Below are 20,645 nucleotides of genomic sequence, written 5' to 3'. Positions count from 1 at the left end.
CTAGAAACGCTTTGAAAGCGTCAGCGACACGGTTCGTCCGATGATCGTCGCATTATACGTGTCATACGGTTCCGGGGCGTTGGCGACCACGGACCGGCCGGTGTCGATGAACGGCGGGTCCTCGTTGAACACGTTGAGCGCGTTGAACGTGAGCCCCGCGTCCTTGAAGGCGCCGCCGAGCCCGCCGAGGTCGACGCCGAGCTGGAAGTCGAACGTCAGCCACGAGTCGATCTTGACCGGATCGGTGTTGAGCACCGGCGCGCCCGTCGCCGAGGGAACGTAGCAGCCGGCGACGCACTTGTAGCTGTCGGTGTAGTTGGCGGCGACGGTCAGCGAGACCGGCCCCTTGTTCCAGCTTATGCCCTGCCGCGATTTGAACTTGAGCGGGTTGCCGGTGCTTTCATAGATGCCGAGCTTGTCGACGAACCCGCCGCCGGGCGAACCCTCGATCTTGTAGCTGGTGAACCGCGTGCCGTTCGCGAACAGGTCGAACGCGCCGAAATCACCGGCATCGAACGCGTAGTTCAGCGACAGGTCGAAGCCCTGCGTCTTCAGGCGCGCAAGGTTGGTTTGCGTCGCGTAGATGATTGCGGCGATGCCGCTTGCATCGCTGGTCGCTCCGGGGCCCTGAAGGCCGAGGAAGCGCGGATCGTCCATCAACGCCTGGACAACGGCGTCATCCGGGTTGAAATCCAGATTTCTCAGATAGGGGCTCGTACCCGTCGCGAAATAGTTGGCGAGGATGCTGCTGAGCCCGCCGCCGGTGATGCGCACGATGCGATCCTTGATCGCGATGTTGAAGTAGTTGAAACCGAGCCGGAGACCGGGGACGGACGGCGGCGTGAAATCGAAGCCGAGCGTCCATGTCTCTGCGGTTTCCGGTTCGAGTACGGGACCGGCGCCGCCGGAGACGACCATACCGGTGAACGTGCAGTTTCCGGTCGGCGAACCCGGCGTGCCGGTGAAGCCGTTCAGCGTGACAAGCGTCGTGTTGCACGGCGCCAGATAAAAGGCGTTCGCATAGAAAATCGCGTTTCCGCCCGCCACGGGTTGCGGACCGTTGTACTGGAAGCGCATCGGCGGTGCGTGGAACGAGGTGCCCCAGCTTCCGCGGATGTTGAAACCCTCGAACGGCGCATAGCGGAAGCCGAACTTCGGATTGGTGGTGGTGAATTCCTTGAGGTTGCTGCTGCTCGAGATTTCGTGGCGAACGGCGGCTGACAATTCGAGCGCAGCGATGCCCGGCATGGCGTTCTCCGCGCCGACGATGGGGATCGAAGCCTCGGCGAACATCGAGATCACGTCCTGCTTGGTCGTGCCGTATTCCACCGTGTGCGAATTGATGCTGCGGTAGTTGAAATCGAGCTGGCCGTTGATCTTCTCCTTGCGGTAGTCGGCGCCGAGCGCGAGCTTCACGTTGCCGCCCGGCAGAGCGAAGAGCGTTCCGTCGAACTTCACCGTGCCTTGCAGGACGTCGGAATTGAACGTCAGGTCCTCGTAACCGATGAGCTGGTCGATGACCGCGGCAGACAGCGGCTGGGTCGAATACGGGTTCCACGTCTCATAGCCGAGGCCGGCGCAATAGGTCTGCGCCGGGGTCGGCGACGCGATGGAGCCGATGTTCGATGCGTTCAGCCCCATGAGCGAGCACGCGATCGAATTCGGTGCGAATGTCCCGTTCGGCAAATACTCCCGCACGTTCGAATCGCGCAGGTAGGTGCTGTAACGATGCTGCTTCTCCCGGCTGTACGACAGGGCTGCGTCGGCCATCCAGTCGCCGAACATCTCGATACGGATGCCGCCTTCGAGCGCGAGGCTCTTCACCCACGTGTCACGGATCAGGGGCTGGTCGTCGATGACGACGCCGAAGTTGTTCGTAACCCCGGTGATGTAGTTGGGATTTGTCGCAGGCAGGCTTCCGTAGAAGGCGGAATAGCCCGTGCCCATGCCGTAGAAGCCGTCGCGCCGCGTGTAGCGGGCGCCGCCGTAGAGCGAGACCTTGTCGCTGACCTCCTGATCGAACGACAGGAACAGGCTGTGCCGCTCCATCTCGGGAAGGATGTCGACGCCCGCCCACGGATTGAAGGTGTTGCCGAAACCGCCGGTCGCAGGAATGAGATCGGATACGGAAAGCCCTGCGTTGCTGCCTTGCGGAACGGTATAGGCGACGTTCCCGTTGAACGCGGCGTTGCCCGAGAAGATGTTCGCCGCGGTTCCGGCCCGGTTCGTGTAAAGCGGCCAGTTGACGCCGCCGCGATCCGAGAAGTCGCCGGTCATGCCGCGCTGCGAGGCGCGGACGTTCTCGCGCTTGTTGTATTCGTAGCCGAGGACGAAGTTGCCGCTGTCCCACGCCGTGCCCTAGACGAGGCTGCCCTGATATTCCGCGCCGCCGCCCTCGGTCGTCGTGCCGATGCGCGCGAGCGCGTGAAGGCCGTCCACCTTGCGCTTCAGGATGATGTTGACGACGCCGCCGACGGCGTCCGAGCCGTAGACGGCCGAAGCGCCGTCCTGAAGGATCTCGATGCGCTCGATCGCGGCGACGGGAATGTTCGAGATGTCGACGAAGTCGCCGAACTGGCCGGAGACCGCAACGCGGCGGCCGTTCACCAGGACGAGCGTTGACAGCGCGCCGAGGCCGCGCAGGTTGACGCCCGAGCCGCCGCCGAGGTTGGAGCCCTGCGAGCTGGTATCCTGACCGCGATTATTGTCCGAGTTGCCGACGCCGCCCGCGAAGTTCACCGGGAGCTCGCGCATCAGCTCGGCGATGGTGGCCTTGCCGGTCTTGGCGATGTCGTCGGCGCTGAGCGACTGCACTGCGCTGCCAATCACGTTGGCGCCGCGGATGTTGGTGCCGGTGACGACGATCAATTCTTCCTCGATGGCCGCCTCCTGCGACCACGCGGGAGCGGACCCGGCGATCATGGCCGCCAGCGAAACTGTGGCATACGTCAATACGCGGACTTGCGATTTCATTGTTTTCCCCCTTTTCGATCAAGCACTGGCAGAATGCGCTGAACCTCGATTTGCAACGTCTACGTTGTATTTCGTGGAAACAAGGCCGGTGTTCGAGCAGACCGCCGCAGGACCTGCGTCTTCAGCGATCAGGGAATGCGGGCATCAGGCTTCGGCCTGAAAAGCGTTCCTGTCCGGGACTCGTTTCTTTTCGGGGTGCCGATCTGCACAGGGATTCTGCAGGTTGGCGCGCCTCCCTGCGCCCAACGATGCGGTCGGACCCTACTGTCAAACAATATACCTATTCGGACACAAGTTGTCTATACGATAATTTCTATATTAGGTGATCGCTATTTCCGATGCGGCGCGATAGCCCGCCTCCTCCGACAGGCGGCGGCACACGGCCACGAGGTCGTGCAGCGCCGGGTGCTCGGGGCCGAGCGTGGAGTCGGGGCCGGTCAGGCTGACGACGGCCACGATGTTCCTCTGCAGGTCCAGGATCGGGCAGGCGACGGACCGCAGGCCCGGCGATATGTCGACGTTGTTGATGGCGAACCCGGCGCTGCGCACCTCCTTCGCGACCCGCCGGACCTCGGCGAAGCTTTTGGGTGTCGACGGGGAGATCGTGTAGCGGGAGCTGTACATGAGCTCGCGCTCCACGAGGCTGCGCGTCGCCTCTTCGGGCAAATAGGCGAGAAAGACGAGGCCCGAGGGCGAGCGCAGCAGAGGCAGGATGCTGCCCAGCGCAAGGGTAAGGATCACCGAGGGGTTGGGCTGCTGGATGTGGACGACGGTCGGCCCCTGGTCCCCGTAGACGCTGGCGATGCCGAGCAGGCCGCTGTCGTGGGCGAGGCGCTTCAGCTCGGGCTTCGCCAACTCGAGAATGTCGATGCGCGAGAGGGCGGACAGGCCGATTCGCAGCGCCAGCCGGCCGAGGTCGTAGCGGCTGGTGGCGGGGTCCTGGCGAAGCAGCCCCGCCCGGATGAAGCTCGCGAGATAGCGGTGCACGTTGCTGGAGGCCATGCCGACGCTGTCGCTGATGGTCTTCAGCGGCAGGGCCTCGTCGGACGCGGCAAGCACCTCCAGGATCCGCATCCCGACATCAATCGACTGCACGCCGCGCCGATTCTCGAGACCGGCTTTCCTGCTGATTTTTCCCGCCATTCGTCTGCCCTCATGCCTGCATCGGTTCGTGTGTGACCGGCGCGACGCTAGTCGGCCCGGGCGTCTCCGTCGACGGCCTTGGCGCCCTCGCGCAGAGCAGGGCGAGGATTCCCGCCAGCGCGGACGCGACGACGACCGAGGCCAGCGCCGGGGCCAGCCCGCCCGCCAGCCGGGAGGACAGGAGCGCGACGGCGACGGGGCCGAGGCTGAGCCCGATCAGGTTGCCGATCATCAGGTTGATGCCCGATACGAGGCCGCGCATCAGGCCGGGCGTCGCAAGCTGCAGCGCGATCGGCGGCAGGCCCAGCATTCCCGTCGCGAAGAAGCCGACGATGCCGAGCAGGACGACCGCGCTGCCGGGTCCGGTGATCCACGGCAGCGCCAGGATCGCGGCGATCGCGCAGAGGAATGCGGCGGCCATGACGCGCAGCGGCGCCATCAGGCCAAGGCGCGAAGCCGCGCGGTCGACGGCCCAGCCCGCGAACAGCGGCCCGGCGACGCCGCCGATCAGCATCGCCGTGCCGAAGCGCATTCCCGCCTCGCCCGGCGCGATTTCGAAGGTGCGGATCAGGTAGGACGGCGTCCACGCCATGAAGCCGTAGATGAGGGTGCTGAGCGCGGCATAGGCCGCGAAGGTCCAGCCGTAGAAGCGCCGGTGCAGCGCCAGCCACGCAAGGACGCTGCGCACCGCCGGGCGCGCCTCCGCGTCACGCCGCGGCGGCTCCTTCACGAGGAGCAGCACGGCCGCGGCCAGAAGAAGGCCGGGCAGGCCGACGGCCAGCAGCGTCAGCCGCCACGGCGCGGTCGTCGTGCCGGCGGCCTCGAAGGCGCTGTAGAGCCAGCCGCCGCCCAGCAGCGCCAGCCCCGACCCGAGCGCGCCGCCCGCCGTGTAGATCGCGATGGCCCGGCCGAGACGATCGCGGCGGACGCCGTCCGCGAAGAGCGAGTAGGCCGCGGGCGTCAGCGCGGCCTCGCCGACGCCGACCCCGACGCGCGCCGCGGCCAGCGTCAGGAAGTTGGCGGCCGCCCCGGTCACGGCCGTGCAGGCGCTCCAGAAGGCGATGGCGGCGGCGGCGAGCCCGCGCCGGCTCATGATGTCGGCGAGCCGCCCGAGGGGCGCCCCGGCGGTCGCGTAGAGAACGGCGAATGCCGGCCCCTGGACGAGCGCGATCTGCAGGTCGCTGAGCCCGAGGTCGGCCTTGATCGGATCGACCAGCAGATTGATGATCAGGCGGTCAATCAGCGAAAAGACATAACAGGCCGAGAGGATGACCACCGCGATCCAGATGCGCGGGCTGTCCTTGTCGTGCGGTGTCAGGGCTGCGGGTCTCACGGTTTCCATACTGCTCATATCGCTTCGCCTGCTCCACCGCGTTCCTTCATGGCCAACATGTTTTGATATGGACAATGAATTTGTCAATGGATAAGAAACCGCCATGCGTGATCCAATGGCTTCCCCCTCTCCGGACGGACGGGCGCCCCGGCTGGGGCTGATCGGCGGCATGAGCTGGCGGTCGACGGCCGATTATTACGCGCGGATCAACGTCTTGTCGGAAAGGCGCCGCGGCGCGCATCGCAACACGCCGCTGATGATCGACTCGCTCGAATTCGCCGGCCTTCTCGACGCGGGCGGGCGCGGGGCGTGGCATGAGGTGGAGGCGGAACTGGTGGCTGCCGGGCTTCGGCTGCAGGCGGCGGGCTGCGCCGCGGCGGCGCTGACGGCGGTCACCGCGCACCGCTGCCACGATGCCCTCGCCGCCGCGCTCTCCATACCGGTGCCCCACGTATTCGACGCCGCGGCAACGCATCTTTCGGCCGTGGGCGCCCGGCGCGCGGGCCTGCTCGGCACGTCGAGGACGCTGGCCGCGCCGTTCCTGCTCGATCGCATGTCCGGCAAGGGCGCGCGCGAGATCGTTCGGCCCGATGCCGAAATGCAGGACCGGCTCGATGCGCTGATCCTCGGGCGCCTGACGCAGGGCGTCGTCGACGATGCCGGGCGCGCGCTTCTGGATTCGGCGATCGCGGCGCTGCGGCGCGGCGGGGCGGATGCCGTCGTTCTTGCCTGCACGGAGCTGCCGCTGCTGCTCCGGCCGGAGCAGACGCCACCCGACATCGTCGATGCCGTGGCGCTGCACGTAAGCCTTCTTTGCGATACCGTGATGGATGCACGATCATGACACAGGCCGGAACGGCGCGGATAGACCATCTGCTGACCTATGTTCCCGATCTCGATGCCGCCGCGGCGCTGTTCGAACGGATGGGGTTCCGCCTCACCCCCGTCAGCCATATCGAGTCGATGGGCATCGCCAACCGCATGATCCTGATGCGGCCGAAGAGCGCCGGTCAGGCCAATTTCATCGAGCTGATGTCGCCCTACGATCGCACGAGGCTGCCCGCGGTCATGCAGACGGTGCTGTCGGGCGACGCCGGAATCCGGTCGATGGTCCTCGTTGCCGAGGAGATCGAGGCCTTCCATCGCCTGATGCTCGCGCAAGGGTTCTCCAGCGCGCCGCCCGCCCATGCGAAGCGGGAATGGAAAATCCCGGGAGAAGACCCGGTCTTTCCCGAATTCGATGTCATCTTTCCCGTCGAGATGGCTTTGCGCTTCAACGCCTGCAAATATTACAACCTGCATCTCTACCTGCGCGAGGACTGGACCCGGCATCCCAACAGCGCCGTTCGGCTCACGAAGATCATGGCCGTTGCCGGGAACCCCGCGGAATTCGAAGTCTTTTCGCGGTTGTTCGGGCACGACGCTCGCGACGGCGAGGATGGCGCGCGCCTGTATCCATCGGGCGACATCACGCTCGAGATCGTCCGCCCGGAGGCGGTGCGGAAGCGCTTCGGCGTGGCGTCGGAGCCCGAGGGAACGCACTATCTCGGCTACGAGATCGAGGTGGCGTCGCTGGGCAGGCTGCGGGCGTCGCTGAAGGACGGCGGCATTTCGTTCCACGAGCATGCAGGCAAGGTGTGCGTCGGGCCCGAGGTCGGCCTTGGCAGCCTGATCGTGTTTTCGGAAGGCGGCGCATGACTGAACGGCGCTCCCCTTCTGCACGCGCGGGCACGTGCACCGCCTCGATTTTGTGGCAACGGAATTCGGGAACTGAACGATGAAAGCCGGAACGCGAAAGCTGGGCATATCGGTTCTGACCGCGGCGCTCGTCTCCACGTGTCTTGGGGCGGCCGCCGCCGCACCGCTGGAGATACGCTGGACGAAATACGGCGTCCCGCAGGTGACGGCCCGGAACCATGAGGACCTCGGCTTCGGCTATGGCTACGCCATGGCGCAGGACAGGATCTGCGGGCTTGCGGATCACGTGCTGAGCCTGAGAGGCGAGCGGTCGCGCTGGTACGGCGCGGAGGGCCGCACGATGGCCGGCTTCCTGACGACCAGCAACCTCAGCTCCGATCTCTTCTTCCGCGTCCAGTTGTCGGACGATCTGGTGAAGGCGGCGATCGGCGAACTGAAACCGGAGACGCGCGACCTGACGCGCGGTTTCGTCGCCGGCATCAATCGCTATGTCGAAACGCTGCCCGCCTCGCAGCGCAAGGCGCTGTGCGCGGGAAAGCCCGTCCCCACGTTCGTCGAAGCGGACATCGTCCGGGTGATGATGTCGATCGGCAACACCGGAAAGGCGCGCTATCTCGTCCCCGCCGCTGAGCTTTCGGGGTCGGTGTGGAAAAATACGGATGCGGCGTCGCGTACCGTGCCGCGGGACGCCGATCCTGTCGCCCTCGCCGAGTACGCGAAGCTCCGGAAAGGTATGGGCAGCAACGCCTGGGTGTACGGCGGCGACGTCGTCGCGGGCGGGGGCGCGATGCTGATGGGGAATCCGCACTCCGGCTGGGACGATCACTGGCTGTCGATGCACCAGGTGCGCCTGACGATCCCGGGCAAGATCGACGCCGCGGGCGTCGCCTTCCTCGGCCTGCCGTTCCCGCTCGTCGGCTTCAACAAGGACGTGGCGTGGAGCATCCTGCAGGCGGCGACGATCACGTGGCATGTCCAGCAGATCATGGATGTGGACGAATCCGGGCCGCAGCCGACGTATGTGATGGACGGCGTGCGGAAGCCGCTCCAGATCAGGCCGCTGACGATTGCCGCGCGCGAGGCCGACGGGCGCGTTTCCGGGCGGACGTTCCACATGGCCTACTCGGCGCTGGGGCCGATCTACAAGCTGCCCGCCCTGCCGGGGCGGCCGGAAGGCTGGTATGCCGTCACCGACGTGGGCGACGGAAATGCGCGGGGGCTGGACCAGTTCCTCGCCATCGCGCGGGCATCCAGCGTCGCGGAATTCAAGGCGGCGGTCGAGAGCAACCGGGGGCTCGGCGCGCATCTCGTCGCCGGCGATCGCAACGGCGATGTCGCCTATGTCGAGGCGGGACCGGCGCTCGATCTGACGGACCGGCAGATCGAGAGCTGCCTCCACGGCGGCGGCAAGCTTCCCGATGCCTTCAGCACGATGTTCCACCCGATCGTTCTCGACGGGTCGCGCAGCGAATGCGCCGTCAGGCGTCCGGACGGGCTGCCGCGCATCGCGCCGACGTCCAGCTATCCGTCGGCGATCACGCGCGGCATCATCCACAATACCAACAACAGCTACAAGTTCTCCGTCTACGGTCGGGAGATCGCGGACCACGGCATTCTCTTCGGCAACCCCGAGGTGCCGGAATATAATCCGCGCGCCGTCATGTCGGCGCGCCGGATGCAGGAGATCGGCAAGGACGGCATGGTCACGCCGGACGAGGCTATGCAGGTGGTTTTCGACAACCGGAACTTCGCCGCCGAGGAGTGGTTGGGCGACATCCTCGCCCTGTGCGGCGATGCGGCTTCCGAAGATGCGCGGGCCGGATGCGCGGTCCTGAAGGCGTGGGACCGGAAGAACGACGCGGACAGCCGGGGCGCGCTGCTGTTCCACCAGCTCTGGAACGGCAAGCTCGGCAGGATGAAGGGCCTTCTGCCCACGGCCAACCGGGTCGATCCTTTCCCGAGGCGGGGGCTGTCGATCGGCCCGGAGATGCGCGCGCCGATTCTCGACGCGATCGCGGCATCCGTGGGCGAACTGCGCGCGCTCGGATATGCGCCGGACCAGCCGTGGGGAAGCGCGTTCTTCGCGGCGACGCCGGGCGGCAACATCCCCCTTCACGGCGGTTCGATCCAGCAGGGCCTGCTCAATGTCGAGGAGGTGCTTCCGCTCACCGCGTCCGGGTTCCCCGGCGTTCAGTTCGGCACGGCCTATCTTCAGCTTGTGCGGTGGGAGCAGGGGAAGGTGGTCGCCGATGTCCTTCTCGCGCACGGGCAGAACCCGGCAGCGGAATCGGAAGCCCGGACGGAGCAGCTCAGGATGTTCTCCGAAAAGACGCTCTACAGATACCCGTTCCACAAGCGGGAGCTGGACAGAGAGAGATTCACCAAGGTCGTGCGCCTGAAGCGGTGATCCGGGCACCGATGTTCAACGCGGATGATCGCCGGAAGAAAGGGCGAACCAGAATGCGAATTCGGTCCACGGCTGCGAAACTCTGCGCCTTGCTGCTGATGGCGACGGCGTCCTCGTGGAGCGCGGCGGAAACGCGCCCCGAGCGAACGGTCGAAATCCGTTGGACGCGTTTCGGCGTGCCCCACATCAAGGCCGCCGATTATGAAAGCCTCGGCTTCGGATACGGCTATGCGCTCGCGGGCGACAGGTATTGCGAGCTGGCCGGACGCGCGCTGACGTTCCGCGGCGAGCGCTCGCGCTGGTACGGCGCGGATGCGGACATCACCGTCGGCTTCCTGAAGATGACGAACCTGACCTCGGACCTCCTCTACCGCACGCAGCTTCCGGACGCGCTGGTGGAGAGGGCGCTCGATGCGTTGCAGCCGACCACGAAGGATTATCTTCGCGGCTTCGTCGCGGGCCTCAATCACTATGTCGGGAGTCTCTCCGACCGCGAGCGGAAGGCGCTTTGCGGCGGTATCCACGTGCCGACCTTCCGCGAGGCCGACATCGCCCGCTCGCTGATGTCGCTGATGGTCATCTCCAAGGGCTTCGAGATCGGCCCGGAGATGCTGTCGTCGGGCTCGGCGTGGAGCAGCGGAACCGCTTCCACGGCACGGCGGCAGCCTGTCACGCCGGTTTCGATCGAAGCCGGTTTCGGCAGCAACGCATGGGCCTACGGCGGCGACGTCGTGAAAGGCGAAGGCGCCATGCTCTTCGCCAATCCGCATTCCGGGTGGGTGCAAAGCGAAAACCAGCTTCGGCTGCTGTTGCATCAGGTCCACCTGACCATTCCGGGGGAGATCGACGTCGCCGGCGCCTCGTTCTGGAGCTTCCCGCTTCCGCTCGTGGGCTTCAACAAGGACGTGACCTGGACGATCCTCGACGCGGGCCAAAGCGTCACCGCCTATGTGCGGCAGGCGATGAAGGTGGACGGGTCGCATTACGTGATGGACGGCGTCCGCAGGCCGCTCGAGATCCGCAAGATCCCGATCGAGGCGCTCGAGGCCGACGGCAGCGTCTCGGTGCGCACCTTCGAATTCGCCTTCTCGGAACTCGGCCCGATCTACAGGGTGCCCGCCGCACCGGGGCGGCCCGCGGGCTGGTATGCCTACACCGATGCGAACGAGGGCAGCGCGCACGGGCTGGACCAGTTCCTTGCGGTCGCCAAGGCAAGCACCGTCGCGGAATTCGTCAGGGCGGTCGAGACCGACAGGGGCGTCCCCGCCCACCTGATGGCGGGCGACAGGCACGGCGACCTCGCCTTCGTGGAATCCGTGCAGGCGCTCGCCGGGACCGACAGGCAGGTGCAGGATTGCCATGTCGGCGGCGACGGCGTGCTGTTCAACATCGTCGACGGGTCGCGCCGGGAATGCGCGTTCCGCGATGACGCGGGCAGGCCCGTGGGCGCCCCGCTTGCTGACTATCCGACCATCATCACGCGCGGCATCGTCCACAACACCAACAACAGCTACAAGTACACGGAGTTCGGCAAGGTCCAGAGCGACCGGTCGCGATTCTTCGGCAATCCGACCGTGCCCGAGGCCAACATCCGGCACGTCATGTCGGCGCGGCGGATGAAGGAGGTCAGCGCCGACGGCGTCGTCACGCCCGACGAGGCGCGGCAGGTCATCTTCGACAATCGTAACTTCGCGGCCGAGGAATGGCTGGACGATATTCTGGCGCTTTGCGACGGCGCGGGCGACGACATCGAAACGGGCTGCACGATCCTGCGGGGCTGGGACAGGAAGAACGACGCGGGCAGCCGCGGCGCGCTGCTGTTCCACCAGTTCTGGAACAGGATCGTCGCGATGAAGACCGTGCTTCCGGCCAACAACCCCGTCGATCTGCAGGCGAAGCGGCCGCTTTCGATCACGCCGCAGACCGCGCCCGCGATCGCGGAGGCGATCGGCGCGTCCGTGCGCGAGCTGAGGACGCTCGGCTTCAGCCCCGACGCCCCGTGGGGGCAGGCCCTGTACGGCGATACCGCGGCCGGGCGCATTCCCCTGCACGGCGGTTCGTATCAGGAAGGCATCCTCAACGGAGAGCAGCCGCCGAAGCTCGAGAAGGGCGGCTTCCCCTACATCATGTTCGGAACCGCCTACGCGCAGTTCGTGCGGTGGGAAAAGGGCAAGGTGCAGGCCGACGTGCTGCTGACCCACGGGCAGACCGGCACGGAATCGGAAGGGCGCACCGCCCAGATGAAGATGTTCGCGGAAAAGCGGCTGTACCGGCTGCCCTTCACGCAGGACGAGCTCGCGAAGGCGGAGATCGTGAAAACCCTTGTGTTGTCGCCCGACGTTCGGACGCCGCGCTGACGGGAAGGCCTATCGGAAAAGTCGATATTTCTGAGAGAGATTTATGTGAATTCTCAAAATTCAGCCTTCTGCAAGGATCGAATATCGAAATTTTGAGTACGAGTGCTGTGCGCCCAGGGGAGGGTGCTTTTGTCAAGCATGTGAGCATCGGAGGAAGGAAATGCGTGCATTTCAGACAGTGATTTCGATTTCATTGGTCGCCGCAGGGGCGAATTTCCCGGCGGTGGCCTTTGAAGCGGTGCCGCCGCCGCCTGCCTTCGCGGACGCCTGCATGGCGCTGAACACGCTGTCCCTCGAACAGGTCGGCGACGTGCCGGGCCGGGTGGTGGAGGCCTCCGTCGTCACCGGGCGCAAGACGCCCGAGGACGTCCGGCTCTACTACAAGAAGCGGGGCCATTCGCAGGGCGCGCCGACGCCGATGCTGGAGACCTACCCCGATCACTGCCGCGTCGAGGGCTACATGACGCCGCACGTCAAGTTCATCATGCAGCTGCCGCCGCCGGGAAAGTGGAATGGCCGCTTCCTGCTCGCCGCCTGCGAAGGCTGGTGCGGGCAGATCTACGAAGAAACCATGATGCCCGGGCTCCACAGGGGCTATGCCGTGATCACCAACGACGGCGGCCACTACGGCGACCCGCCGTTCGACGGCGTGTGGGCCTACAACAACGTCGATGTGCGGATTGATTTCGCGTACCGCGCCAATCACGTGACCGCGCAGGCGGGCAAGGCCATCGTGAGCGGCTTCTACGGCCGCCCGGCGAGATATTCCTACATCGCCGGCTTTTCGAAAGGCGGGAATGCGGGCCTGCTCTCGGCGACGCGCTATCCGGAGGATTTCGACGGCGTGTTCGCCAAGGCGCCGGTCCCCTATTATCAATGGAAGAATGCCGCGCATTTCCCGTGGCTGGCGCGCGCCGTCTATCCCGACGGCAAGACCGCGGTCATGGATTCCGACAAGCTGCCGATGGTCCACAAGGCCGTGGTCGCGGCCTGCGACCGTCTCGACGGCCTCAGGGACGGGATCATCGACGATCCGCGCAAATGCACGTGGGACCCCGGCGAACTCACCTGCAAGCCCGGCCAAGACGAGGCGGCCTGCCTCACGCCGCCGCAGGTCGATGCCCTGCGCAAGGTCTATGCGCCCGCGCGGGATGCCAACGGCAAGATCATCTTCCCGTGGGGAACGGACCGCGGCTCGGAAATCGACTGGCCGGCCGCGCTCTATCCCAATTCGCCGGAACCCGCCTACGTGCTCGACGGCGCGCGAACCGGCCTCAAGTACATGGTGTTCCGCGAGTCCAAGGGGGCCGATTTCGACTGGATGACGTTCGACTACGAGGCCGAGCTGGCGGGCGTGGAGGAGATGGGCGAGATCCTCGATGCGGACAGCACGGACTACCGGGCATTCAAGGCGCGCGGCGGCAAGATGATCATCGTGCACGGCTGGGCGGACGCGCTGGTGTCTCCGGCGATGACGATCGACTGGTTCGAGAAGATGCGCGCCGCAATGGGCGGCAGGGCGGCGACGGACGCCTTCGCGCAGCTCTACGTCGTGCCCGGCATGGTGCACGGCAGCGGCGGCTATGCGCCATACGAATATGATGCGCTGACCGCGCTCGAGCAGTGGGTCGAACAGGGCGTTCGCCCCGATCATCTCGTCATGCACGACGAGGCCGATCGAAGCCCGCGGCGGTCGCGCCCGATTTATCCGTACCCCACGCTTTCGCGGTACAAGGGCAAGGGCGACATCAACGCGGCGTCCAGCTACGCGCCGCGCGAGCCGTGATCCCGCGCGCGCCTGCCCCAATCCGAGCTCGATCCTGAAACGAGAGGAAATCCCACGTGTTTCCCTGCAATCGTCTTCCTGTCGCCGGCGCCGTTGTTTCGGCCCTTCTCGCGGCCGCTTGCACGGCGCCTGCGGACACTGCGCCCAAAGCCGCAAGCACCGGGCCCGTCTGCGCGGATTCGGCCCGGACGGAGAGAATCCGGAAGGAGGTCAAGGCCTATCCCGGCGATCCGATCGCGATCGTCGCGCGCGACCTGGAGCTTTCCGAATTCACCACGGCGAGCGGTCTCTTCCCGGAAATGCAGGTCGGCGCGTTGATCGACGCGCAGCAGTTCCAGGACCTCTGGAAGTCGATCGAGTCATGGGGCGCCGATACGATGGTGCGGCTGGTGATCTCGCCGTCCAGCGCGCACGCGTTCATCGTGCACGGCAAGGTGCCGATGATCCAGCCGGATGCCGATCCCGGCTATCTCGACGTCTATGCGGACGAGGGCAGGGGCATCCATTCCCACATCCAGATGAGCAAGATCGCCGCCGTCTATGCGACGGACATCCCCACGGAAGACCCCGCCTTCCGGACGCGCGGCATCAATTTCCTCGATCACGACGGGCACAGCGTGATCGGGGTCTATGCCTCGATCAAGACATACGAGCCCGATGCGAAGGCGGTCGAGGGCTTCGAGCGCACGCGGGCGCTTGTCGCGGCCCTGCCGCGCGCGTGCCCGTAGGCCCGCGGCAGGCGCGAAACCGTCAGCCGCGCGGGAGATGGTCCGACAGGTAGCGCGCCAGCGCGAGCGCATGGTTATGCTTCTCGTCGCTCGCGGCGTAGAGCAGCGTCACCATGCCCTTGTCGATCAGCGCGCGGAGTTCGCCGACCGCGGGATTGGCGTCGAGCTCCTGCCGGTAGCGCTTGCCGAATTCCGTCCAGCGCGCCGGATCGTGCCCGAACCATTTCCTAAGAGCCGTGGACGGCGCGATCTCCTTCAGCCAGAGCGTCAGGGCCGCCTCGTCCCGGCGGACCCCGCGCGGCCAGATGCGATCGACCAGCACGCGCTGGCCGTCGTCCCCGGACGGCGGCGCGTAGATGCGCTTGATGCGGAGCCGGTCCGCCATCAGGGCTGGGGCTCGCCGCTGATCCACGCCGGCGCGTCGCTCGCCGGGAAGGATTCGATCGAGGCCTCCTCCACCCGGTCCGGGACGTGCCCGGTCCCGGTCGGCGCCTGCGCCTGCTCGGCGAGCAGGAAGGCGATCTCGGCGCCGACCCGCATGTCGTCCTCGGCGCCGAAGCTCTGCCGGCGCAGGCGCCCGGCCCGGTCGATCAGGATCAGGGTCGGCGTGCCCTGCATCGCATAGGCCGCCATCGTCCGGGGAATGGGGCCGGTCTCGGCGGGCATGTCGACGCCGATCGGAAAGGTGAGCCGGTATTCATGGATGAACACGGCGAGCGCCTCGGGCGTCATCACGGCGTGATGCTCGAAGACCGTGTGCAGCCCGATCACCGCGACCTGCGAGGGGTCGAACAGGCGCGCGATGCGCTGCGCCTGCGGCAGGCCGTTCTGCACGCAGCCGGGGCACAGCATCTGGAAGGCGTGGAGGACGACGATGCGGCCCCGCAAATCGGCGAGGGTCAGCGGCCGGTCGCTGTTGAACCACCGGCCGGTCTGCCATTCAGGCGCGGGCCGGAACGCGGGCATGGCCGGTCTCCTCCCGCTTCGCCGTCAACATGCCGCCAGCCCCTGGTCGAGACCGGCGATCAGGTCCTCCTCCGCTTCCAGCCCCACCGACAGGCGGAGCAGCCCGTCGCCGATCCCGGCGACCGCCCGCGCTTCCGCGCCCATGTCGGCATGGGTCATGGTGGCGGGATGCGCGACGAGGCTCTCGACGCCGCCGAGCGACTCCGCCAGCGTGAACACGCGCACCGCCGCGATGAAACGGCGCACGGCTGAGACGCCCCCGGCAAGGTCGAAGCTCAGCATCGCGCCGAAGCCGGACTGCTGGCGCGCCGCGAGCGCATGGCCGGGATCGGCGGTGAGGCCGGGGTAGTAGACGCGCGCCACGGCGGGGTGCCGCTCCAGATGGGCGGCGACCGTCATCGCGTTTCGTTGCTGCCGGTCCATGCGGGCGAAGAGTGTGCGCAGGCCGCGCAGCGTCAGCCAGGCGTCGAACGGCGCCCCGGCGCTGCCGACGACGTTCGCCCACTGGCGAAGGTCCGCGATGTGCGCCGCATCGGCGGCGACCACCGCGCCGCCGATGACGTCGGAATGGCCGTTCAGGTACTTGGTGGTGGAATGGACGACATAGTCGGCGCCGAGCGTGATCGGGCGTTGCAGTGCGGGCGACAGGAAGGTGTTGTCCACCGCCACTTCCGCGCCCGCGTCCTTCGCCTTCGCCGAAAGCGCCGCGATGTCGACGACGCGCATCAGGGGGTTGCTGGGCGTCTCGATGAGGACGAGCGCGGGCACGTCCTCCAGCGCGGCGGCGAAGGCCGACGCGTCGCCCTGATCGACGAAGCGCAGCGACAGGTGTCCGCGCTCGGCGCGTGCCTTCAGGAGGCGCATGGTGCCGCCGTAGCAGTCGTGCGGCGCGAGCACGAGATCGTCGGGGCGCAGCCGCCCGACGAGAAGGTCGATGGCCGCCATGCCGCTCGATGTGATGACCGCGCCCGCGCCGCCTTCGAGTTCCGCGAGCGCCTCGGCGAGCAGGTCGCGGGTGGGATTGCCGGCGCGGCCGTAGTCGTATGTGCGCGGCTGCTCGTAGCCCGCGAACGTGTAGGTGCTCGACATGTAGAGCGGCGGGGACACCGCGCCGAACGCCGGGTCGAGCCCCACGCCGTGCGCCGCGGCGATCGTCTCGGGCCTGGGAAAGCGATCGTTCCGCTCAGTCATTGAAGAACCGCCCCTCCGTCACTTCGCGCACGATGCCGGCGCGGATGGTGAAATCGCCGAACCGCTCGCCCGGCAGGCGTTCCTGTGCGTAGCGGCCGAGCACGTCCTCCAGCACCTCCAGGATCACCGGCTCGCCGACGTTCTCGCGCACCATGCGGTTGAGCCGCTGGCCGTGGAAACCGCCGCCGAGGTAGAGATTATACTTGCCCGGCGCCCGCCCGGTAAGGCCGATCTCGGCGATGTAGGGCCGCGAGCAGCCGTTGGGGCAGCCGCTCATCCGGACGGTGATCGGTTCGTCCGAAAGGCCGTGCCGGGCGAGGATCGCCTCGACCTTGCCGACGAGATGCGGCAGGTAGCGCTCGCTTTCCGCCATGGCGAGGCCGCAGGTCGGGAAGGCGACGCAGGCGATCGCGTTGCGGCGCAGCGTCGAGACGCGGTCGATTTCAAGCCCGTGCCGGCCGAGCACGGCGTCGATGCCCGCCCGGTCGTCCTCGGCGACGCCCGCGATGATGACGTTCTGGTTGGGCGTCAGCCGCAGCGTGCCGCGATGGATGCGCGCGACGTCGCGGAGCGTGTCCAAGAGCTTCAGGTCGAGCCGCCCGTTCTCGATGAAGACGGTGCGGTGATGGCGGCCGTCCGGCGTCGCGTTCCAGCCGTAGCTGTCGCCGTTCGAGGTGAAGGCGAACGCGCGCGGGTCCTCGAACGGCGCGCCCATGCGGCGCTCGATCTCGGCCTTGATCCAGTCGAGGCCCTTGTCGTCGATCGTGTACTTGAAGCGCGCGTGCTGGCGGTCCTTGCGGTCGCCGTAGTCGCGCTGCACGGCCATCACCGCGTCGGTGCAGGCGAGCAGGCGCTCCGTCGGCACGAAGCCGATGACGCTGGCGAGGCGCGGATAGGTTGCGGGCGCCTGATCGGTGCGGCCCATGCTGCCGCCGATGGCGACGTTGAACCCGTCGAGGCCGTCCGGCCCGCCGATGGCGATGTAGCCGAGGTCCTGCGCGTAGACGTCGATGTCGTTGGACGGCGGCAGGGCGAAGCCGATCTTGAACTTCCGCGGCATGTAGGTGCGCCCGTAGAACGGCTCCTCGGGCTCCGACGCGGCCACGCGCGCGTCGCCGTACCAGATCTCGTGATAGGCGCGCGTCTTGGGGATGGCGTGGTCGCTCACCCGCTTCGCCGTCGCCGCGACCTCGGCATGGAAGGCGGAGGCCTGCGGATCGACCGTGCACATCACGCCGCGGCTGTCGTCGCCGCAGGCCGCGACGGTATCGAGAAGCGCCTCGTGCAGGCCCCGGATGATCGGGCGCAGGCCGTGCTTCAGCACCCAGTGGAACTGGAAGGTCTGGCGCGTGGTGATGCGCAGCGTCTCGCCGCCGTGCGCGCGGGCGAGCGCGTCGAGCTTCAGCCACTGCGCGGGCGTGCAGACGCCGCCCGGCAGGCGCACGCGGATCATGAACTGGTACGCCGGCTCCAGCTTCTGGCGGCGGCGCTCCTCCCGCAGGTCGCGGTCGTCCTGCTGGTAGATGCCGTGGAACTTCATCAGCTTCACGTCGTCGGCGGAGGGCACGGCGCCGGTGATCCGGTCGAGCAGCCCGTCCGCGATCATGCCGCGCAGGTAGTCGCTCGCGTCCTTCATGCGCTCGTCGGGGCCGAGCTTGTCCAGGGGCTGCGACAGGTCGCGGCTGCGGTCGATGGTGGTCGTCGTCATGGCGTTTCTCAATAGACGTCGCGTTGGTAGCGGTGGTCGGACTGGAGCGAGCGGACATAGTCCTCGGCCGCTTCCCGCCCGGTGCGCGCCTCGGCCGCGACGATGTCGATCAGCGTCTCGTGCACGTCGGGCGCGAGGTTGGCGGCGTCGCCGCAGACGTAGATGTGCGCGCCCGCCTCGAGCCACGCGAACACGTCCTTCGCCTGTTCCTTCATGCGGTGCTGGACGTAGGTCTTCTCCGCCGCGTCGCGCGAGAAGGCGACGTCCATGCGGGAGAGCGTGCCGTCCTTCAGCCAGCCCTGCCATTCGGTCTGGTAGAGGAAATCGGTGCGGAAATTGCGCTCGCCGAAGAACAGCCAGCTCCGCCCGCCGCTTCCCCGCGCCTCGCGTTCCTGAAGGAAGGCGCGGTAGGGGGCGACGCCCGTGCCCGCGCCGATCATGATGATCGCGGTGTCGTCGTCCGGCAGCCGGAAATGCGGATTGCTCTGGACGTAGACGGGGAGCGTCGCGTCGGGTTCGGTGCGATCGGCGAGCAGCCCGGAGGCGACGCCGCTGCGCGGCTCGCCGTGGAGCGTGTAGCGGACGGGCGCGACCGTCAGATGCGCTTCGTCCGGCGCGGCGGAGAGGCTCGACGCCAGCGAGTAGAGCCGCGGCTGGAGCGGCCGCAGCGCGGACACGAAGCCCTGCGGCATGACGCCCGCGACCGGAAAGCGCCGGACGATGTCGACGACGTGATGCGTGCGCAGGAACGCCGCGCGCTCGCCCGCGCGGTCCTCCTGCTGCAATTGCCTCAGCGCGTCCGCCTCGCTGAGCTGCGCCCAGTAGTCGAGGAAGCGCGGCGTCGCGGCGGTGATTTCGAAGCGGTGCGTCAAGGCCTCGCCGATCGCGGTCTCGCGGCCCTTCATGTCGAACGACGTGTCCGGCGAGAGCGCCAGCGCGTCGAGCAGCGCGGCGACGACGGCGGGATCGTTGGACGCGGCGATGCCGAGCGCGTCGCCGGGCGCGTAGGTGAGCCCCGAGCCCGCGAGCGAGAATTCGATGTGCCGCGTCTCCTTGCTCGATCCCCGGCCGACGATGGCGATGTTCTCCACCACGGGCGCGGGAAACGGGTTGCGCTTGTCGTAGGCGTCCGGCGTGTCCGCCGGAGCCGCCGCGGCCGCCGCCGGAACGGCCGCCGTCTTCGCCTCGGCCGCGAGCTGCGCGACGACGGCCTCCGCCCACGCCGCGGCGGGGTCCTCGTAGTCGATGTCGCAGTCGACGCGCGCCGCGAGCCGGGCCGCGCCGAGGTCCTCGAAGCGCCGGTCGAGCCGCTTCCCGGCCTCGCAATAATATTCGTATGTCGAATCGCCGAGCGCCAGCACCGCGAAGCGCACGCCGTCCAGCTTCGGCGCCTTGCGACCTTCGATGAACTCGAAGAAGCCGGTGGCGGGCTGCGGCGGGTCGCCCTCGCCGTAGGTGCTGACGACGACGAGCAGGTCCTGCTCCTCCGCCAGCCTGCGCACCTTGTAGTCGGCCATGTCGAACAGCGCGGGTTCGAGCCCGGCGGCTTTGGCGGCCGCCTGAAGTGCGCGCGCCACCTCGGCGGCGTTACCGGTCTCGGTGCCGTAGAGGATGGCGAGCTTGCGCGTCGCGGACGCGAAAGAAGGTGCCGGCTGCGGCGGGGGCTGCCGCAAGCCGGCGTCGAGCCCGGCGAAATAGCCGCTGAGCCAGCGCGCCTCCATCGGACCCAGGGAGTGCGATAGCGCCTCCACCAGCCGCCATTGGTCAGGGGACAAGGCAAGTCCTGGTGGGGCGGGTATCGTCATTCGCGCGTCTGCCTCGGTGTGGCTCCCTTCCTGCGCGCCGACGGGGCTACGGGCGGCCCGACGCGTGCGCCGTGATCATGAAGCTACGTCTTACTGGTACCGAACCTGCGCGTTCGGATTCCATAAGGCAAACGCATATTATTGTGGATTTATATAAGAAATCTTGCGTTTATTCCATGCTCCCGCCTCAGGGCAGGGCAGCGGTGACGATGATCTCGACCTTGTACTCCGGGGTCGCGAGACGAACCTCGCCGGTGGCGCGCGCGGGGGCGTCGGCGCCGCCGATCCAGTCTTCCCACACGCCGTTCATCGCGGCGAAGTCCGCCATGTCCGCGAGCCAGATCGTCGCCTGCAGAATCCGGGAGCGGTCGGTGCCGGCCTCCGCGAGCAGGCCGTCGATCTGCGCGAGCACGGCGCGCGTCTGCGCGGGCACATCGGCGCCGGTCGCGACCTGGCCCGCGAGATAGACGATGCCGCCGTGGACCACGGCCTGGCTCATGCGGGGACCGGAATGCAAACGCTGAATGCTCATGAAATTCTCCTTTGTTGC

16 protein-coding genes are annotated in these 20,645 nt (G+C 67.4%); 6 read left to right on the top strand and 10 right to left on the bottom strand.

The window, feature by feature from the left end; translation table 11 throughout:
• From PE061_RS04265 to PE061_RS04250, 4 genes are all read right to left on the bottom strand, one after another.
• Entirely contained in the window at positions 1-2,277 is a 2,277-nt protein-coding gene (locus PE061_RS04265) for a TonB-dependent receptor domain-containing protein (protein WP_271257925.1), read from the bottom strand.
• Positions 2,278-2,358: 81 nt separating this feature from the next.
• Complete coding sequence (locus PE061_RS04260) at positions 2,359-2,973, bottom strand: TonB-dependent receptor plug domain-containing protein (protein WP_271257924.1); 615 nt, start codon at positions 2,971-2,973, stop codon at positions 2,359-2,361.
• A gap of 318 nt (positions 2,974-3,291) precedes the next feature.
• Positions 3,292-4,116, bottom strand: coding sequence for an IclR family transcriptional regulator (locus tag PE061_RS04255; protein WP_271257923.1), 825 nt, complete (start codon positions 4,114-4,116; stop codon positions 3,292-3,294).
• Positions 4,117-4,126: 10 nt separating this feature from the next.
• On the bottom strand, positions 4,127-5,467 hold the full coding sequence (locus tag PE061_RS04250; RefSeq protein ID WP_271257922.1) for an MFS transporter: 1,341 nt from the start codon (positions 5,465-5,467) through the stop codon (positions 4,127-4,129).
• Positions 5,468-5,552: 85 nt separating this feature from the next.
• Here PE061_RS04250 and PE061_RS04245 point away from each other — a divergent pair, with 85 nt between their 5' ends.
• The 6 genes from PE061_RS04245 (at position 5,553) to PE061_RS04220 (ending at position 14,425) form a co-directional block, all read left to right on the top strand.
• The gene (locus tag PE061_RS04245; RefSeq protein ID WP_271257921.1) at positions 5,553-6,293 is read left to right on the top strand and encodes an aspartate/glutamate racemase family protein; all 741 of its coding nucleotides are present in this window, start codon (positions 5,553-5,555) and stop codon (positions 6,291-6,293) included.
• Positions 6,290-7,147 (top strand): VOC family protein, encoded by an 858-nt coding sequence (locus tag PE061_RS04240; RefSeq protein WP_271257920.1) that lies wholly within the window; start codon positions 6,290-6,292, stop codon positions 7,145-7,147. Before PE061_RS04245 ends, PE061_RS04240 begins: the two co-directional genes overlap by 4 nt.
• Positions 7,148-7,226: 79 nt before the next feature.
• Entirely contained in the window at positions 7,227-9,554 is a 2,328-nt protein-coding gene (locus PE061_RS04235; protein WP_271257919.1) for a penicillin acylase family protein, read from the top strand.
• A 53-nt stretch (positions 9,555-9,607) separates the two neighbouring features.
• Positions 9,608-11,911: a penicillin acylase family protein gene (locus PE061_RS04230; protein ID WP_271257918.1), complete on the top strand. Its 2,304-nt coding sequence runs from the start codon at positions 9,608-9,610 to the stop codon at positions 11,909-11,911.
• Between the two features lie 223 nt (positions 11,912-12,134).
• Positions 12,135-13,697, top strand: coding sequence for a tannase/feruloyl esterase family alpha/beta hydrolase (locus tag PE061_RS04225; RefSeq protein ID WP_271257917.1), 1,563 nt, complete (start codon positions 12,135-12,137; stop codon positions 13,695-13,697).
• A 56-nt stretch (positions 13,698-13,753) separates the two neighbouring features.
• Positions 13,754-14,425, top strand: coding sequence for a ChuX/HutX family heme-like substrate-binding protein (locus tag PE061_RS04220; RefSeq protein WP_271257916.1), 672 nt, complete (start codon positions 13,754-13,756; stop codon positions 14,423-14,425).
• Between the two features lie 22 nt (positions 14,426-14,447).
• Here the strand turns inward: PE061_RS04220 and PE061_RS04215 are convergent, their stop codons facing one another.
• From PE061_RS04215 to PE061_RS04190, 6 genes are all read right to left on the bottom strand, one after another.
• Positions 14,448-14,810 (bottom strand): DUF488 domain-containing protein, encoded by a 363-nt coding sequence (locus PE061_RS04215; RefSeq protein ID WP_271257915.1) that lies wholly within the window; start codon positions 14,808-14,810, stop codon positions 14,448-14,450.
• Entirely contained in the window at positions 14,810-15,391 is a 582-nt protein-coding gene (locus PE061_RS04210) for a peroxiredoxin family protein (protein WP_271257914.1), read from the bottom strand. Before PE061_RS04210 ends, PE061_RS04215 begins: the two co-directional genes overlap by 1 nt.
• 24 nt (positions 15,392-15,415) lie before the next feature.
• Positions 15,416-16,582 carry a cystathionine gamma-synthase gene (gene metB, locus PE061_RS04205; protein WP_271257913.1) on the bottom strand — a complete coding sequence of 389 codons (1,167 nt, stop codon included), beginning with the start codon at positions 16,580-16,582 and terminating at the stop codon, positions 15,416-15,418.
• Complete coding sequence (locus tag PE061_RS04200; RefSeq protein WP_271257912.1) at positions 16,575-18,290, bottom strand: NADPH-dependent assimilatory sulfite reductase hemoprotein subunit; 1,716 nt, start codon at positions 18,288-18,290, stop codon at positions 16,575-16,577. The genes metB and PE061_RS04200 overlap by 8 nt, the downstream gene beginning before the upstream one ends.
• An 8-nt stretch (positions 18,291-18,298) precedes the next feature.
• Positions 18,299-20,095: an assimilatory sulfite reductase (NADPH) flavoprotein subunit gene (locus PE061_RS04195; protein WP_271257911.1), complete on the bottom strand. Its 1,797-nt coding sequence runs from the start codon at positions 20,093-20,095 to the stop codon at positions 18,299-18,301.
• A gap of 187 nt (positions 20,096-20,282) precedes the next feature.
• Complete coding sequence (locus PE061_RS04190; RefSeq protein WP_271257910.1) at positions 20,283-20,627, bottom strand: RidA family protein; 345 nt, start codon at positions 20,625-20,627, stop codon at positions 20,283-20,285.
• Positions 20,628-20,645: the final 18 nt, after the last annotated feature.

It is taken from the genome of Sphingosinicella microcystinivorans, from assembly GCF_027941835.1.
GTDB lineage: Bacteria > Pseudomonadota > Alphaproteobacteria > Sphingomonadales > Sphingomonadaceae > Sphingosinicella.
The sequence above is the reverse complement of the archived record's forward strand: the minus strand, read 5'-3'. Positions and strand labels throughout refer to the sequence as shown.

Bases quoted from the DNA above. Each gene is read 5' to 3' on its own strand.
- PE061_RS04265 (WP_271257925.1), bottom strand. From the start codon at position 2,277: ATGACCGGCGACTTCTCGGATCGCGGCGGCGTCAACTGGCCGCTTTAC.
- PE061_RS04260 (WP_271257924.1), bottom strand. From the start codon at position 2,973: ATGAAATCGCAAGTCCGCGTATTGACGTATGCCACAGTTTCGCTGGCG.
- PE061_RS04255 (WP_271257923.1), bottom strand. From the start codon at position 4,116: ATGGCGGGAAAAATCAGCAGGAAAGCCGGTCTCGAGAATCGGCGCGGC.
- PE061_RS04250 (WP_271257922.1), bottom strand. From the start codon at position 5,467: ATGAGCAGTATGGAAACCGTGAGACCCGCAGCCCTGACACCGCACGAC.
- PE061_RS04245 (WP_271257921.1), top strand. From the start codon at position 5,553: ATGCGTGATCCAATGGCTTCCCCCTCTCCGGACGGACGGGCGCCCCGG.
- PE061_RS04240 (WP_271257920.1), top strand. From the start codon at position 6,290: ATGACACAGGCCGGAACGGCGCGGATAGACCATCTGCTGACCTATGTT.
- PE061_RS04235 (WP_271257919.1), top strand. From the start codon at position 7,227: ATGAAAGCCGGAACGCGAAAGCTGGGCATATCGGTTCTGACCGCGGCG.
- PE061_RS04230 (WP_271257918.1), top strand. From the start codon at position 9,608: ATGCGAATTCGGTCCACGGCTGCGAAACTCTGCGCCTTGCTGCTGATG.
- PE061_RS04215 (WP_271257915.1), bottom strand. From the start codon at position 14,810: ATGGCGGACCGGCTCCGCATCAAGCGCATCTACGCGCCGCCGTCCGGG.
- PE061_RS04210 (WP_271257914.1), bottom strand. From the start codon at position 15,391: ATGCCCGCGTTCCGGCCCGCGCCTGAATGGCAGACCGGCCGGTGGTTC.
- metB (WP_271257913.1), bottom strand. From the start codon at position 16,582: ATGACTGAGCGGAACGATCGCTTTCCCAGGCCCGAGACGATCGCCGCG.
- PE061_RS04200 (WP_271257912.1), bottom strand. From the start codon at position 18,290: ATGACGACGACCACCATCGACCGCAGCCGCGACCTGTCGCAGCCCCTG.
- PE061_RS04195 (WP_271257911.1), bottom strand. From the start codon at position 20,095: ATGACGATACCCGCCCCACCAGGACTTGCCTTGTCCCCTGACCAATGG.
- PE061_RS04190 (WP_271257910.1), bottom strand. From the start codon at position 20,627: ATGAGCATTCAGCGTTTGCATTCCGGTCCCCGCATGAGCCAGGCCGTG.